General features: G+C 65.5%; 15 protein-coding genes. 5 read left to right on the top strand and 10 right to left on the bottom strand.

Annotation, left to right across the window (positions count from 1 at the left end; all coding sequences use genetic code 11):
• Positions 1–60: 60 nt before the first annotated feature.
• Complete coding sequence (locus DCM80_RS24650) at positions 61–1,557, bottom strand: CoA-acylating methylmalonate-semialdehyde dehydrogenase (RefSeq protein WP_257194114.1); 1,497 nt, start codon at positions 1,555–1,557, stop codon at positions 61–63.
• Between the two features lie 102 nt (positions 1,558–1,659).
• Between DCM80_RS24650 and DCM80_RS24645 the strand changes: the two genes are divergently transcribed.
• Entirely contained in the window at positions 1,660–2,568 is a 909-nt protein-coding gene (locus DCM80_RS24645) for a LysR family transcriptional regulator (RefSeq protein WP_257194113.1), read from the top strand.
• A gap of 347 nt (positions 2,569–2,915) precedes the next feature.
• Here the strand turns inward: DCM80_RS24645 and DCM80_RS24640 are convergent, their stop codons facing one another.
• Complete coding sequence (locus DCM80_RS24640; protein ID WP_257194112.1) at positions 2,916–3,536, bottom strand: TetR/AcrR family transcriptional regulator; 621 nt, start codon at positions 3,534–3,536, stop codon at positions 2,916–2,918.
• 64 nt (positions 3,537–3,600) lie between these two features.
• Positions 3,601–4,134 carry a PaaI family thioesterase gene (locus DCM80_RS24635; RefSeq protein ID WP_257177862.1) on the bottom strand — a complete coding sequence of 178 codons (534 nt, stop codon included), beginning with the start codon at positions 4,132–4,134 and terminating at the stop codon, positions 3,601–3,603.
• Between the two features lie 146 nt (positions 4,135–4,280).
• Between DCM80_RS24635 and DCM80_RS24630 the strand changes: the two genes are divergently transcribed.
• From DCM80_RS24630 to DCM80_RS24620, 3 genes are all read left to right on the top strand, one after another.
• The gene (locus DCM80_RS24630; protein ID WP_257194111.1) at positions 4,281–5,051 is read left to right on the top strand and encodes an enoyl-CoA hydratase; all 771 of its coding nucleotides are present in this window, start codon (positions 4,281–4,283) and stop codon (positions 5,049–5,051) included.
• 283 nt (positions 5,052–5,334) lie between these two features.
• Positions 5,335–6,531: an acetyl-CoA C-acyltransferase gene (locus DCM80_RS24625; RefSeq protein WP_257194110.1), complete on the top strand. Its 1,197-nt coding sequence runs from the start codon at positions 5,335–5,337 to the stop codon at positions 6,529–6,531.
• 111 nt (positions 6,532–6,642) lie between these two features.
• The gene (locus tag DCM80_RS24620) at positions 6,643–7,932 is read left to right on the top strand and encodes an MFS transporter (protein WP_257194109.1); all 1,290 of its coding nucleotides are present in this window, start codon (positions 6,643–6,645) and stop codon (positions 7,930–7,932) included.
• A 243-nt stretch (positions 7,933–8,175) separates the two neighbouring features.
• On the opposite strand, the gene DCM80_RS24615 is transcribed toward DCM80_RS24620, so the two are convergent.
• The 6 genes from DCM80_RS24615 to DCM80_RS24590 form a co-directional block, all read right to left on the bottom strand.
• Positions 8,176–8,922, bottom strand: coding sequence for a CoA-transferase (locus tag DCM80_RS24615; RefSeq protein WP_257194108.1), 747 nt, complete (start codon positions 8,920–8,922; stop codon positions 8,176–8,178).
• A complete protein-coding gene (locus DCM80_RS24610; RefSeq protein ID WP_257194107.1) occupies positions 8,919–9,725 on the bottom strand; it encodes a CoA transferase subunit A in 807 nt (268 codons plus the stop codon). Before DCM80_RS24610 ends, DCM80_RS24615 begins: the two co-directional genes overlap by 4 nt.
• Before the next feature lie 111 nt (positions 9,726–9,836).
• Positions 9,837–10,412 carry a peroxidase-related enzyme gene (locus DCM80_RS24605; protein WP_257177856.1) on the bottom strand — a complete coding sequence of 192 codons (576 nt, stop codon included), beginning with the start codon at positions 10,410–10,412 and terminating at the stop codon, positions 9,837–9,839.
• Positions 10,413–10,760: 348 nt separating this feature from the next.
• Complete coding sequence (locus tag DCM80_RS24600) at positions 10,761–11,429, bottom strand: TadE/TadG family type IV pilus assembly protein (protein WP_028135787.1); 669 nt, start codon at positions 11,427–11,429, stop codon at positions 10,761–10,763.
• 8 nt (positions 11,430–11,437) lie between these two features.
• Entirely contained in the window at positions 11,438–11,965 is a 528-nt protein-coding gene (locus tag DCM80_RS24595; RefSeq protein WP_257177854.1) for a TadE/TadG family type IV pilus assembly protein, read from the bottom strand.
• 30 nt (positions 11,966–11,995) lie between these two features.
• On the bottom strand, positions 11,996–13,417 hold the full coding sequence (locus DCM80_RS24590; RefSeq protein ID WP_257194106.1) for a TadE/TadG family type IV pilus assembly protein: 1,422 nt from the start codon (positions 13,415–13,417) through the stop codon (positions 11,996–11,998).
• Positions 13,418–13,896: 479 nt separating this feature from the next.
• On the opposite strand from DCM80_RS24590, the gene DCM80_RS24585 reads away from it, so the two are divergent.
• A complete protein-coding gene (locus DCM80_RS24585) occupies positions 13,897–15,375 on the top strand; it encodes an FAD-binding oxidoreductase (protein ID WP_257194105.1) in 1,479 nt (492 codons plus the stop codon).
• Positions 15,376–15,399: 24 nt separating this feature from the next.
• Here the strand turns inward: DCM80_RS24585 and DCM80_RS24580 are convergent, their stop codons facing one another.
• A complete protein-coding gene (locus DCM80_RS24580; protein WP_306594547.1) occupies positions 15,400–15,783 on the bottom strand; it encodes a hypothetical protein in 384 nt (127 codons plus the stop codon).
• Positions 15,784–15,931: the final 148 nt, after the last annotated feature.

The raw sequence follows: 15,931 nt of genomic DNA, 5'->3' as shown, positions 1-15,931 counted from the left end.
GCGACCTCTCCCGAAAGGAGAGGTGTTGTCCCGACGCCGCTGCAGTTCACGCGGGCCGCGTTACTTCATCAGCGGGATCGAGAATTCCGCACCTTCCTTGACGCCGGACGGCCAGCGTGAGGTCACCGTCTTGGTCTTGGTGTAGAAGCGGACCGAGTCTGGACCGTGCTGATTGAGATCGCCGAAGCCCGACTTCTTCCAGCCGCCGAAGGTGTAATAGGCGATCGGAACCGGGATCGGCACGTTGATGCCGACCATGCCGACGTTCACCTTGGCCGCGAAGTCGCGCGCGGCATCGCCGTCGCGGGTGAAGATGGCGACGCCGTTGCCGTAGTCGTGCTCCGACGGCAGCGCCAGCGCTTCCTTGTAATCGTGCGCGCGCACCACCGAGAGCACCGGGCCGAAAATCTCTTCCTTGTAGATCCGCATGTCCTTGGTGACGTTGTCGAACAGCGATCCGCCAAGATAGAAGCCCTTCTCGTAGCCCTGCATCTTGAAGCCGCGGCCGTCGACCGCGAGCGTCGCGCCTTCCTTGATGCCGATGTCGATGTAGCTCTTGACCTTCTCGACCGCCTCGCGCGTGACCAGCGGACCGTAATCGGCGGAAGGATCGATCGAGGTGCCGATCTTGAGGCTCTCGACGCGCGGGATCAGCTTTTCCATCAGCCGATCGGCAGTGGACTTGCCGACGGGGACCGCGACCGAGACGGCCATGCAGCGCTCGCCGGCCGAGCCGTAGCCGGCGCCGATCAGGGCGTCGACGGCCTGGTCCATGTCGGCGTCGGGCATGATGATGGCATGGTTCTTGGCGCCGCCGAAGCACTGGCAGCGCTTGCCGGTCTGCGCGGCGCGCTCATAGATGTACTGCGCGATCGGGGTGGAGCCGACGAAGCCGATGGCCTTGATGTCGGGATCGTCGAGGATGGCGTCGACGGCGTCCTTGTCGCCGTTGACGACGTTGAGGATGCCGGCCGGCAGGCCCGCTTCCATCATGAGCTCAGCGAGCAGCATCGGCACGCCGGGATCGCGCTCCGACGGCTTGAGGATGAAGGCGTTGCCGCAGGCGATCGCCGGCGCGAACTTCCACATCGGGATCATCGCCGGGAAGTTGAACGGGGTGATGCCGGCGACGACGCCGAGCGGCTGGCGCATCGAGTAGATGTCGATGCCGGGACCCGCTCCTTCCGTGTATTCGCCCTTCATCAGATGCGGGATGCCGCAGGCGAACTCCGCGACCTCGAGGCCACGCTGGATGTCGCCCTTGGCGTCCGGCACGGTCTTGCCGTGCTCGCGGGCCAGCAGCTCGGCGAGCTTGTCGTAGTCGCGCTGCACCAGCTCGAGGAACTTCATCATGACGCGGGCGCGGCGCTGCGGGTTGGTGGCGGCCCATTCGGGCTGCGCGGCGCGCGCGTTCTCGACGGCGGCGCGGACCTCGGCCTTGGACGCCAGCGCCACCTTGGCCTGAACGTCACCGGTCATCGGCTCGAAAACGTCGGCGGTGCGGCCAGAGGTGCCCTTGACCTCCTTGCCACCGATGAAATGTCCGATTGAACGCATGGAATGATCTCCTGAGGTCCGAGCCTGAGCGCTTTGACAAATCCTATTGACCTGCATTTTATAGGATTCAAGTCTGAGATAATGCACCATAGATGTGCGAAAATGCTGGATCAAGGCGCTATCGACTGGGACGACTTTCGCTTCGTGCTGGCCATCGTGCGAGGCGGATCGGTCTCGGCTGCGGCCAAACAGCTGGGCGTCGACCATGCCACGGTGATCCGCCGGGTCGACCGGCTGGAAAGGCACTTGTCGGCCAAGCTGTTCGACCGGCGCAAGACCGGCTATCTCCTCACCGAGGCCGGCCAGCGCGTCGCCGACAGCGCCGAAGCCATGGAATCCACCATCGTCGCCAACCAGGAGCAGGTCGGCGGCTCGGTGGCGCGGCTGACCGGCACGGTGCGGATCGGGGCACCCGACGGCTTCGGCACCGCCTTCCTGGCGCCGCGGCTGACGCCGTTCGCCGACCGTTATCCCGATCTCGACCTGCAATTGGTGGCGACCGCGCGGCTATTCAGCCTCTCCAAGCGCGAGGCGGATATCGCCATCAGTCTGACCATGCCGAAGGAAGGCCGCATCGTCGGCCGCAAGTTGCTCGACTACCGCCTCGGCCTCTATGCCGCGCCCGCCTATCTCGACCGCTTTCCAAAGATCACCTCGCGCGAGGTGCTGCCGCAGCACCGCTTCGTCGGCTACATCGAGGAGCTCCTGTTCACGCCGGAGCTCGATTATCTGCCGCAGGTGTCGCCGCGGATATCCGCGCGCTTCCGCAGCGCCAATCTGATCGCGCAGCTCAATGCCACGCTCTCCGGTTTCGGCATCGCGGTGCTGCCCCACTTCATGGCGACCGACTATCCGCAACTGGTTCCGGTGCTGCCCGATGAGATCTCGATCACGCGCACGTTCTGGATGCTGATGCACGCCGACAGCAAGGATCTGGCGCGCATCCGCGCGGTTGCGGATTACATCGGCGAGATCGTCGAGCGCGAGCGGGCGCTATTCGCGGGGCGGTAGCACGATCGCGTAGGGTGGGCAAAGCGAAGCGTGCCCACGTTAACGCCGACCATGGAGAGAGATCGTGGGCACGGCGCTGTGCGCCTTTGCCCACCCTGTACCCTTGAGAGGTTCGAGACGGCCTTTTGGAGTAGACTGGCCGTGCGGGCCGATCCGCCGGGAGCAGCCTTGCCCACCTGTGCCTTGAGCACCGACGTAGGAACCGCGCCCCCAGATGCTGTCCAGGATGCCGAAGGCACCGGCAACGCCGGCGCAACGCGTCCTGGACTGCATCGAGCACGGCGCTACCATATCGCTCAAGGGCGATCTCCCCTTGACCACGGGTAGGAGGTCCTACGGCACCTCGCCTAGTTCTTCGTCTTCCTGACCGTTGCGGGCTTCGTCGGCTCACGCTTCGCGCCCTCCAGCGCGACGTCCCGGCCGGCCTTCAACACCTCGTCGGACAGTTCGCTCGACCCCGCGATACGCGCGAGCAGCATGGTGCCGGCCATCGTCGCCAGCGTCGCGATCGCCTGCTTGCGTGCGGCCTTGCGCGGCAGGTTCGGGATGTAGTCCGCCAACAGCTCGATCATCTCGTCGAGCTTGCCGGCAAAGGCCTTGCGCGCCTTCGGGCTCTCGCGGGCGATCTCGGCACCGAGGGCGGGAATCGAGCAGCCATGGCCGGGATTGTCGCGATGCAGCGCCGAGAGATAGGCCTCCGCGATCAGCGCCAGCCGCTTCTCCGGCGACACCTCGTCGGTGATCTTGCGCCAGTGTTCCATCGAGCGGTCCATCGCATAACCGAACGCCTCGATCACCAGCGCCTCGCGGGAATCGAAATGCGCGTAGAAGCCGCCATGGGTCAGGCCGGCCTCCTTCATCAGGTCGGCGACGCCGATGCCGTGGGCGCCCTTCTCGCGCAGCCGCACGGAAGCCTTCCTGACGATGCGGTCGTGGGTTTCCTGCTTGTGTTCCCGGGAATAGCGCATGCGGGTCTCATTGAATGTCGGAAATCATTTCATAACACGCGGAGGCCGAAATGGCTGCATTAATTCATGTTAAGTTGCTGCCGATCATGGAAAAGGTTGCAGTTGCATGCACCGCGAGGGCGCCCTTGCCGTCGCGGACGAAGCCTTCGGTGTAGCTGGTCTGCCGCCCCAGCTTGATCACCTTGCCTTCGGCCGAGATCAGCCCGGAACGGACCGAGAGCGGACGCAGGAACGCCAGCTTCAAATCCAGGGTCACCGAGCTCTGGCCGGCCTCGAGCCGGGTCGAAATCGCACAGCCCATGGCGGTATCGAGCAGCGCCGCGGCGGTCGCGCCGTGGATGAGGCCGATGGTGTTCTCGAGATCCTCGCGCGGCTCCAGTTCCATGACGATCCGACCTGGCTCGACCACGGCCATGGTGAAGCCGATCAGCTTCGCGAAAGGCGGCGGCGGCAGCCGGCCGTCGCGAATGCCAAGCATGGCATCCATGCCGGACAGCGCCATGGCCGCTCTCGCCACCGGCGCAGGCACCTGCCAGTCTACCACACGCTCACGCCGCTGCGCCGGCGAAAACAGGTCGAGTTGATCGCTAGGGGTCATGGACGCCTCTTTGAATGATGAACGTCATACTACTTCGCGGACTTCGCGCTGGCAACTGGCGACTTGACAAGCCGGGGATTTCGGCCCGGAAGTGACACCGACCGCTGCGCCTTGTGCGCGCCACCAAAGCCGACCGGAATCCCACGATGGAAATGCTCAACCACCATTGCGGCGTAACGCGCGATGCGCGCGGCGTCGTCCATGTCGCGATCTGCAACGCCGGCCCGCTCAACATTCTCGGCTCGCCGGTGACCGACGCCGTGCGCGAGGGCTTGCAGCAGCTCGGCTCCGACCGCAGCATCCGCGTCGTGGTGCTGCGCGGGCAGAGCGAGAGGAGCATGATCGGCGGCGCCGACATCAAGGAGATGGCAAAACTCGACCAGGCGTCGGCCGAGGCCTTCATCAGCCGCCTGCGCGATCTCTGCGAGGCCGTACGCGCCTTTCCCGCCCCGGTCATCGCGCGGATGCCCGGCTGGTGCCTCGGCGGCGGACTGGAAGTGGCGGCGGCCTGCGACTTCCGGATCGCGGCGCATGACGCGCATTTCGGCATGCCGGAGGTGCGTGTCGGCATCCCCTCGGTGATCCATGCGGCCCTGCTGCCGCGCCTGATCGGCTGGGCTCGCGCGCGCTGGCTGGTGATGACGGCGGAGAATATCGACGCAGCCACAGCGCTGGCCTGGGGCCTCGTCGACAAGGTCGCGCCGGAGGGCGGGCTCGATGCCGAGCTCGAGCACCTCGTGAAGGCATTGCTTGAATGCGGCCCGGAGGCGCTGCGGTCGCAGAAGGCGCTGCTGCGGCAATGGGAGGAGCTGCCGCTGACGGAATCAGTGAACCTGAGCGTGAAGGTGTTCGGGCAGTCGTTCCTGACCGACGAGCCGACGCGGCTGATGGGCGCCTTTGTCAACCGAAAGCGGTAGGCGCACCAAAGACGGTGTCATGCCCCGCCGAGTGCGCAATTGCGCACGGGGGGCGGGGCATCCAGTACGCCGCGGCTTCTCGGTTCTAGCCGCACCGCCTCTGGAATACTGGATCACCCGCCTTCGCGAGTGATGACAGCGTGCCGTGAAGAAGCATTCCCTTACTCGAACGACCAAATCTCATCCTCATCACGACATTTTCTCATCCCGGCCGCGGTTGCATTTTTTGCGCCGCATCATATGATGACCATAATCTTACACGCCATCGCCAGGGAGTTCCGTCATGGCCGAAGCCGCCGATCCCGTCGTCATCGTCTCCGCCGCCCGTACCCCGCTCGGCCGCTTCATGGGCGAATTATCGCCGCTTGCCGCACACAAGCTCGGCTCGCACGTGATCGGGGCGGCGCTGGAGCGCGCCAGGCTCGCGCCGGAGAAGGTCGACGAGGTCTTCATGGGCTGCGTGCTGCCGGCGGGACAAGGCCAGGCGCCGGCGCGGCAGGCAGCCCGCAGCGCCGGTTTGCCCGATGCCACCGGTGCCACCACCGTCAACAAGGTCTGCGGCTCCGGCATGAAGGCGACCATGCTGGCGCACGACATCATCCGCGCCGGCTCGGCCGACATCGTCGTCTCCGGCGGCATGGAGAGCATGAGCAACGCGCCATATCTCCTCGCAAAGGCGCGCGGCGGCTATCGCGTCGGCCATGACCGCATCATCGATCACATGATGATGGACGGCCTGGAGGATGCCTACGAGACCGGCCGTTCCATGGGCGATTTCGGCGAGGCCACCGCGGAGACCTACCAGTTCACCCGCAAGGATCAGGACGCCTACGCCATGGAGACGCTCACCCGCGCCCGCAAGGCGGTCGAGGGCGGCGCGTTCAAGGCCGAGATCGCGCCGATCACGCTGAGCGAGAAGGCTGGTCCCCGCATCGTCGCCAATGACGAGCATCCGTTGAAGGTCGACCCCGGCAAGATTCCGGGCCTCAAGCCTGCATTCCGCGCCAACGGCACCATCACGCCGGCGGCCTCCTCCGCCAATGCCGACGGTGCCGCGGCGCTGGTGCTGACGAAACGCTCGCTTGCCGATCGGAACGGCTTGCCGGTTCTCGCCGAGATCAGGGGCCACGCCACCCACAGCCAGGAGCCGCAATGGTTCACCACGGCGCCGATCCCGGCGATCCGCAAGCTGCTGGACAAGGTCGGCTGGGCTGCCTCCGATGTCGACCTGTTCGAGATCAACGAGGCCTTCGCCGTGGTCGCGATGGCGGCGCAGCGCGATCTCGGCATTCCCCGCGACAAGCTGAACGTCAACGGCGGCGCCTGCGCGCTCGGCCACCCCATCGGCGCCACCGGTGCGCGGTTGATCGTGACGCTGCTGCATGCGCTGGAGGCGCAGAACCTTAGGCGCGGCGTCGCCGCGCTGTGCATCGGCGGCGGCGAAGCCACGGCCATCGCCGTCGAGCGGCCGGCCCGCTGACCTCGATGTCTGAAATTGAGGGAAGTCTGGCATTTCAGACTTTCCTCGCCTGTGCCAGATTGCAACGATGATGCGGGTCCCCATGGGCTCGACAACCATGATTGAGGCCCGATGATCTCGAACTGGCTCGCGGCAGCACTGTCCCGCCGCAACATCCATTACGGCTGGGTAATGGTCGGCGTCACCTTCCTTGCCGCGCTGATCAGCGCCGGCACGGTCGGCGCGCCCGGCGTGTTCATCGTTCCGCTGCAGAAGGAGTTCGGCTGGAGCACGGCGGAAATCTCCTCGGCGCTGTCGATCCGCTTCATCCTGTTCGGACTGATGGCGCCGTTCGCGGCCGCCCTGCTCAACCGCTATGGCCTGCGCAACGTCACGCTGGTTGCGCAGCTGATCGTCGTCTCGGCCCTCGTCGCCTCGCTCGGCATGACCGAGGTCTGGCAGCTCATCGCGCTCTGGGGCGTCGTGATCGGGATCGGCACCGGCATGACCGCCTTGGTGCTGGGCGCGACGATCGCGACGCGCTGGTTCGCGGCAAGACGCGGCCTCGTGGTCGGCATCATGACCGCGAGCGTCGCCACCGGCCAGCTCGTGTTCCTGCCGCTGCTCGCGAGCCTCACCGAACGCTACGGCTGGCGGCTCGCGCTCGGCTTCGTCTGCATCATGCTCGGCGTTTCCGCACTGGCCGTCCTGCTCGCAATGCGCGACCGGCCGAGCGATGTCGGCCAGCGCCCGTTCGGCGACGAAGGCACCGAACCCCTGCCCGCGCCGCCCGTCAGCCACGGCTCGATCACGGCGGTGGCGCTCGGCACGCTGGCCGACGCCTCGAAGTCGACGGCGTTCTGGATCCTGTTTGCGACCTTCTTCGTCTGCGGCGCCTCGACCAACGGCCTGGTCCAGGTGCACCTGATCCCGATGTGCCTCGATTTCGGCATCCCGCAGGTGCAGGCCGCCAGCCTGCTCGCCGCGATGGGCATCTTCGACTTCTTCGGCACCATCATGTCGGGCTGGCTGTCGGACCGCTACGACAACCGCCATCTGCTGTTCTGGTATTACGGCCTGCGCGGGCTCTCGCTGATCTTCCTGCCCTTCAGCGATTTCTCGTTCTACGGCCTCTCGCTGTTCGCGCTGTTCTACGGGCTCGACTGGATCGCGACGGTGCCGCCCACGGTGCGGCTCACCGCGCAGAAGTTCGGCCCCGAGCGCGCCAACCTAGTGTTCGGCTGGATCTTCGCCGGCCATCAGCTCGGCGCCGGCGCTGCGGCGTTCGGGGCAGGCTTCTCGCGAACGGTCTATCAGAGCTACCTGCCCGCGTTCTTCATCGCCGGCGCTCTCTGCGTGTTCGCCGCCCTGATCGTGCTGGCGCTGTCGCGGCAACCGAAGCCGCAAGCGGCGATGGCGTAAGGCGGCGCAAGTATGTTTCCCCGGTGCGGCGTGCACCGGGAGACGGACAGCGCTGAGGTGTCCCGGCTCTGCGGCGCATCCTTCGAGACGCCCGCCTCCGGCGGGCCCTCAGGATGAGGGCGGAGTGTGTGGCTGTGGCTCCAACAAGCAGCTATGCCGCTTAGCCTCATCCTGAGGGACCGCGAAGCGGTCGTCTCGAAGGAGGAGGCGTGCGCGCTGGCCGCCGCAACGAGCCATCCTTCTCTACCCCGGCCCCGGCATAGCCCCTGCGAACTGCGGATAGCACTCGCGCAGCTCCTCGCGGATCCGGCCCCGGATCAAGGCGAGTGTCGCCTCGTCCGGCGACGGCGTCGTGACCTCGCATTGCTCGTTGTCGTACGCGAAGCCCGTGGTGCCGCGAATGTCGCGCCAATCATATCCCGGATGGGTGCTCTCGAGGCGAAAGCGTCCCGCCTCGCGCTCGAAGGAAAACAACGCCGCGTTGGTCAGCAGCGCGTGCGGGCCGCCGCGCCGATAGACCGTCTCGTCGGTGACGCCAGGCGCAGACACGAAGTCGACGCGCTCCACCAGGGAGCGCAGGCTGTGCTCTTCCCGGAACAGGATGACCCGCGGAACGAGGAAATAGAGGTAGGCGGAGCCGAACGAGCCGGGCCACCTGACCGGATTGTTCGGATAGTCGCCGGTGCCGACGAGATTGACGTTGCCCTGGCCGTCGATCTGGCCGCCGCCGAGAAAGAAGGCATCCAAGCGTCCCTGCGCGGCGCAATCGAACAGCTCCTCGGCACCGCCGGTGAACGAATTGTGCTTGACCGAGCCGAGGATCGAGACCTGCAGGCGCTCCAGTCCGTCACGCTCGTTGAGCGCACGCAGCAGCATGGCTCCCGCCGCTGGCATCGGCGAGGATTGACCGACCGCAACATGCCGCACGCCTTTCAGTAGCCGCGAGATCGTGTAGATCATCAACTCGCGGCTGGTGCACGGCTCGCTCATGCCGCGCTCCTCGAACCCCGGATGTAGGCCTGGAAGCCTTCCGGCGAGCGCGCCGCGCGCGCGTACTTCTCGACCTCCTGCCCGTCCCTGGGATATTCGGCGTAGAGCCCGGTGGGCCAACCGCCGTTCTTCAGCTCTGCCACCGCGCTGACGTAGATCGCCGGCAGGACGCCGGCGGCCATCTTCTCGTCCTCGAGCAGCGAGACCTCGGAAATGCGCTCGACGGTCACGAAGGCCTGCTTCGAGGCGTGCGCCAGCAACATCACTTCGCGCCGGCGCCCCAGCCGGACGTTGCCGAACCGATCCGCTTCGGGCGCATGAAACAAGGCGATGTCGGGCCGGATCGCCGAGACCGCGACGATCTTCTCGCCGTCGTCGAACGGATTGGACATCAGCTTCCAATCGTCCCGTTTCTTCAGGACGTCACTGCCGATGATGCCGCGGATCGGCATGAACGGAACGCCCTTCTCGGCGGCCGTCAGGCCTGCGAACACCGCGGGACAGGTCGCGTCGCGGAGACGGATCGATCCGTCGCGGACGGCCCGGCTGAAACACGGCGCGCCGCCCGCTTCGCCGAGACTGACGGCGCTCGTCTCCAGCGTCGCCACGGCACCGGCGCCGATGAGCATGTCGACCTGCATGCCGCCGATCGGCGCACAGACCACGTGCAGATCGCGGATGCCGCGCTCGATCAGCAAGCGAACCAATCCCGGAGCCGCGGCGTAGTCGTCCGGTGCCAGGCCGAGCTTGCACCCGGAAGGTATCATCTCAGCCATCTGCTGCGGCGTTACGAAATCCGTCATCTCTCCACCTCTCCCTTCGCTTCCCAGGAGGCCGATCGAACAGGATCGACTTCCGGCTTCGCCCGCGGCACCTGAGCCGCGCGGCCCCCGATCGTGCACGTGCGGACCCGGTCAGCCGCGTCCCATGCCGTAGAACTCCGCGTTCGGACGCATGCTGGTGACGTTGGCAAGCCGGTTGGAGAGGCCGAAGAAGGCCGTGATCGCGGCAATGTCCCAGACGTCCTCTTCCGTGAACCCGTGCGATTTCAGCGTGGCGAAATCGGATTCGGAAACCTTGTAGGCCTCGGTCGAGACGCGGACGGCGAAGTCGAGCATCGCCTTCTGCCGATCTGTAATGTCCGCCTTGCGGTAATTGACCGCGACCTGATCGGCGATCAAGGGATCCTTGGCGCGGATGCGCAGGATCGCGCCATGCGCGATGACGCAATATTGGCATTGATTGAGGTTGCTGGTCGCAACCACGATCATTTCCCGCTCGGCCTTGGTGAGGTTGCCCGGCTTGTCCATGAGCGCGTCGTGGTAGGCGAAGAACGCGCGAAACTCGTCCGGCCGGTGCGCGAGCACCAGAAAGACGTTCGGAATGAAGCCGGACTTCTCCTGGACGGCCAGGATACGGGCCCGAATGTCGTCCGGCATGTCGGCGAGATCAGGGACAGGGAAGCGGCTAATGGCAGGTGCCTGGGTCATGGCCTGAATATCCTTGGGCTCTTCTATGGGACTCCCCTCGCCTTCTTTGTCCTTGGGCCCGGTCATTGCAAGAAATCCACGGGGTGAATGCGTCGAGCGCGTCGGGGCGTCGTTCCTCGCAATCAATGCCCGCTTCGATGTCGTAAGGCAATGCGGGTGGCTGTAGACCAGCCCCGCGCTCCGGTGGCGGTCTGCCCAGGATCAGGTGGGGCAGTATCCGGGTTCGTCGAAGCCTGTGCCGCGCACGCGGTCTTCATACCGAAGGCCTACCAGCGGCAAGCGTCTCGACGGACGGTCGCAAGCCAAAACCCGCTCCGAAATACGATAGCCCTGCCCGCTCGCGCGGGACTAGCAGGTCTTCTGCTGCAAATGCTGGACGCAGGTGCAGGTGGTCGATGTCGGATAAGTCGTGGAATACTTCACGTCGTAATAAGGCGGGCTGGAGGAGCCGCCGGGGCCGTTGGTCGAGCAGCGCGGAAACAGGTAATAGCTGTCGGACAGCTTGACGGTGCCCGCGATGGTGAAGCCGAGATTGGGCGTGTAGTCGTAGGACACTTCGCTCAGGATGAGCGAGATGTTGGCGTTGGTGGTGCCGCCCGGTGCGGTAAAGGACGACAAGGTCATGGCGGTCCCCGGCGTTCTCGCGCCCGACGCGCTGGTCGACTTGCTCCATTGTACCGTTGCGTTGCCGCTGCTGTCGGTCGAGACTTCCGAGACGGTAATCGTCATCAAGGAGGTGCTGCCATTCTTGATGGGATACGGCGCCATGATGGCGGTCGCAGCCGCGAGGATACCGTCCATTTGGCTCGGGCTAACGGACGTGTTCTGCGTGATCATGTCGGCAACACTGTGGGCGGTCGCGCTGACCTTGACGTTCATGGAGAGCGCGGTGCCGAGCTCGACGCCGCCGATGTAGAGCAACAGCATGAACGGCGTCACGATGGCGAACTCGGTCGCTGCAACGGCGCGGACATCGGTCAACAGGTGACGGGCGCGGGACGACAGGGCGGAGATCATCAGGTGGCTCATGGCTCGTTCTGGAACGCGGCGGACGACATGATCAGCCGGTTGCCGTTGCTAAGGTTCGACAGGTTGAAACCGAGCGGACCGAGGACGACCGGCCACTCGTACATGATGCGGAGCACGACGATATCGCCGGGCTGGCCTGGGTTGTATTGCCAGACGTTGGAGACCTTGCCCGAACCGTCGTAGGTCAGGGTCGGCATCGCCGTGTTCGCGGAGGTCCACGAGGTCGCGACTTGCATGTCGACCATCATGCCGCTGCAGTTGAACAGGATCAGGATCTGGTCGCAGACCTTCTGCTTGAAGACGGCCTGGGTCATGTTCGCGGACTGGACCTGCCCGGTCATGACCAGGCGCGCCGACTGCCGCACGATGGATTCGAGCGTCTGCTGGGCGAAGAAGACCAGGAAGGTCTGGATCAGCGCGATGACGAGGGCGAGGAACGGCGCGGCGACGAGCGCGAACTCGACCGCCGTAGCGCCCCGGCTATCCCGCGCGAAACCGGCGCAGCGATCGCGGCGTCTCCTCATTGTGGCGGGGGATCCGGACATGGCCTCTTCCTACTGCACGAGGCTGGCCGTGCTGGACGCAACCTTGATGAACAGGTCCGTCAGCGCCTTGCTGATGTCGCCGCCATTCTGAACGTTTGCGTACAGGCCCGGCGACGCGCAGGATTTCAACCGTTGTGCGATCGTGCCCGTCGACGAGGTCGGGTTGTTGAACTGCGCGATACGGCCGTTGTACCAGCCGTCGCTCGGCAGTTGCAGATACTCGGTGTAGAGGACCGCGATACGGATGTTCCGACTCTTGATGGTATCGCATACGGCGGTGTTGAGCGGCTGCTGGCATCGCAAAGTCGAGGTGTTGGCCTGCGGAAGCGGATAGGTGGCACTGGGATCGCAGCTGCCCCCCGTCTTCGGAATCAGCTTGTCCTCGACGCCGTCGGTGACAAGGAAGACCACTTCCTGCGGCGTACCGTTCGCGGTACCGTCGCCGGGATTGGGCATGACGGCATTGAGGTCCGTCAGCCCCTTCGAGATGTCGGTGCCGTAGTCGGTCGTGTAGATGCAGGCGCCCTTGCTGTCGAGAACGGGGCAGTTCTGATGGTCGACCTTCAGGAGCTGAATGTTGCCGATCTTCGTGCCGGCGGTGGTCGGGGTGGTCAGCGTCTGGATCGTATTCAAGGCGTAGTCGAAGGTGTAGATGGCGGCCTTGTAGGTCGTGTTGTTGATCGCCGACATGCACTGCATGACGCCGCCCGTGGTGCCCGACTGCGGACAGGTCCACGGCCCGACCATCAATTGCTTGACGGCGTTGGTCACGAGATCGATCCGCAACGTGATGTTGTTCGCACGCGCGACCGTGAGATTGTCCTTGTTCGTCGTGCTGGGATTTGCGTTGTTGGGATGCGCCTCGTGGCAGGCGAATGCGCAATTCTTCGCGTAAGTGGGCTGGTTCTTCGTGGCGAGAACCATGTTGTCGATGTCTTTCTGGGTGGCCGCCAGCGCCATCGACGGCGAATCGTCCAGCAACAGGTAGAAGTTCATGTTGGGGGCGCTGGACGCCTGCGCCGTCGCTGCCCCCGCCACCTTCCAGGTCTGCTTGCCGAGCACGCCGGGGAAATTGTTGACCGATTCCGCAGCATAGGACACCGTGATGGTCCGCGACAGACCGACATCCGTGACCGTGACCGTCGGCGTCGGCACGGCGGCGAGCCCGGGAAGTTTCGCCTTTGCAGCGAAGACGGCAGCCGCCGTGTTACGGATGGTGGCCTCGTCGGTCTGCGTCAGCATCGCGGGCCGCACGGCTGCGATCGCGGCCGCATCGGCGGCTGCGTTCAGCTGCTCGCGCTTGCGCAAGGCCAGCGTGTAGTCGAGCGTCATGCCCAGGAGAAAGATGATAGGAACCATCGTCAGCGCGAAGATGATGGCGACGTTGGCCTTCCGGTCTGTCGCGAAACAGAGCATTGCGCGGCGGAGCATGTCGTTCATCCTGGCTGCCGTCGTTGCGGCAGCGGTCCTTTCCCTGAAATCGCCGGACGAGGCCGCCGGGTTTCGATGCCTGCGCTCGCCCGTCACAGGCGGGATATGACGATGGCTCTCTTAATCAACGCTTACGGGCAATCCGCAAAGAACAGCCGAAGCGGACCGGGATGTCTCATATCGAGAAGGCATCATTAATGTCGCTTGAATCCGGTCGCAGACATTGGCGCTAAACCCTAAGCATCGCCCCGTAGAAATACCGAAGGTGACGTGCCGGCCGGCGGAACGCCGCGGTCGCCCGGTGCGGCGCAAATCAAGCGGGAAATCCGAAGACGGCCCCATGCCGCCTGCGCAGGCCTGCCCGTCTGGCCCCCCCGGGTGAGAGACATTTTGCCGTTAGACTCCACGGCGCAAACGTGGACAATGCTCTGACGCACGCCGCGTGCGCAGTGCACATCAAGATGCGCCAGGGGAAACAAATGCCGGTTGCCGGTCCGTCGTCCGAACCCATCATTCCAACCGTTCCGCTCACCGTCCCATTGCGCGATTCGCTGCGCGCGATCGTGGGTGAGAAAGGCCTTATCGAGGACGCGCACGGCATGCAGCCGTTCGTGACGGATTGGCGCGGATTGCTGGCTGGAAACGCCGGCGCGGTGGTTCGCCCCGGCAACACCGCGGAAGTCGCGCAAGTGGTCCGGCTCTGCCACGAGCATGGGATCGCGATCGTGCCGCAGGGTGGAAACACCGGCCTGATGGGCGGCGCCACGCCCTGGCCCGCGCACACCGGCATCGTGCTGTCGCTTGGCCGCATGAACCGCGTGCTGGACATCGATGCCACCGGATACACCATGACGGTCGAGGCCGGCTGCGTGCTGCAGACCCTGCAGGAGACCGCAAGCCGGCACGACCGGTTCCTGCCCCTCAGCCTCGGCGCCCAGGGCTCGTGCATGATCGGCGGCAATCTGTCGACCAACGCCGGCGGCGTGCAGGTGCTCCGCTACGGCAATGCCCGCAATCTCGTGCTGGGTCTCGAGGTCGTGCTGCCGAGCGGCGAGGTCTGGGACGGCTTGCGCGCGCTCAAGAAGGACAATACGGGCTACGACCTCAAGCACCTCTTCATGGGCGCCGAAGGAACGCTCGGCATCATCACCAAGGCCGTGCTCAAGCTGTGGCCGGCGCCGAAGGACGTCTGCACGGCGTGGCTGGCGATCCGGGATCCGCGCGCGGCGCTGGAGATCCTGTCGGAGGCCCACAGCGCATCCGAGGACAATGTCGGCTCCTGCGAGCTGATGAGCCGCGCCGCCGTCGACATGGTGCTTCGCCACATTCCCGGCACGCAGGATCCGCTCAAGGCGGACACGCCATGGTACCTGCTGCTGGAATGGTCGTCGGCGCGGGCGCGGCAGGACGGGACCGGCGGCATCGCCGAAAAGATGGAGCAGTTTCTCGCCGATCAACTCGAGGCCGGACGCGTGATCGACGCGGTCGTCGCCCAGACCGGACAGCAATCGCAGAACATGTGGCGCATCAGGGAAAGCGTCGCCGAGGCCTCGCGCGCCGAGGGGCCTGGGCTGAGCTACGACATCTCGGTGGCGATCTCCCGGATTCCAGAGTTCATCGATCTCGGGCTCAAGGCCGTGCTCGACATTCTCCCGACCATCCGGCCCTATCCTTTGGGGCACATCGGCGACGGCAATCTGCACTTCTCGTTCATGGCGCCGGTGGGCATGGACCAGCAGACGCTGACGCAATACAAGGCCGCCATCACGCGGGCGGTGAACGACCTCATCACCTCCATGGACGGCTCGATCTCGGCCGAGCACGGCATCGGCATCGACAAGCTGGACGAGCTCAGCCACTACCGTTCCAAGACCGAGCTCGACATCATGCGCACCATCAAGCGCGCACTCGATCCCCAGAACATCATGAACCCCGGCAAGGTGCTGCGGCTGCGATGAACGCCGCGCACCTCCGCCGTCGTCTCAGCCGCGCGGATTGACGACCGTGTAGCCCCGCAGCGAGCGCGCGTGGATTCGCGTGGCGCGCCCGCCGGAATTGGCATCGTACGCCATCCACATGTCGCCACCGAGATGCTGCTCCAGAACGAAGACATGGCCGCGGCGCGCCGCGACCATTCCCGGCGCCGGGGCCGCGCGCGGAAAGCGCAGCCAGTTGGACGCAAGATTCAGTTCCGGCACGACGCGGCCGAACACGCGCAAGGACGCGCCGCAACCGCAGAAGGACGACGGGCAGCCGGCCGGGCGCCCCCCGACGACGCGCTCGCCGGAGATCGTCGTGGCGGCGTTGCCGGCATCGGTCACGGTCATTTGCATCGAGCGATAGGCCTGCAATGAAGCCTTCGGCAATGAAGCTCTCCGGATTGAAACCCCGGGAGCCCGCTCGCGACGCACCTGCGAGTGCGAGAAATCGCAGGGCATGGTGACGTTGCATTCGGGCGCCTGGAGGATGCGATAGGGCCGCGCCTCGGCAGCGGCGGACATGGCTATAACGACG

It is taken from the genome of Bradyrhizobium sp. WBOS08, assembly GCF_024585125.1.
Lineage (GTDB): Bacteria > Pseudomonadota > Alphaproteobacteria > Rhizobiales > Xanthobacteraceae > Bradyrhizobium > Bradyrhizobium japonicum_B.
Note: the sequence above shows the minus strand (reverse complement) of the source record. Positions and strands in the feature narration are given on the sequence as shown.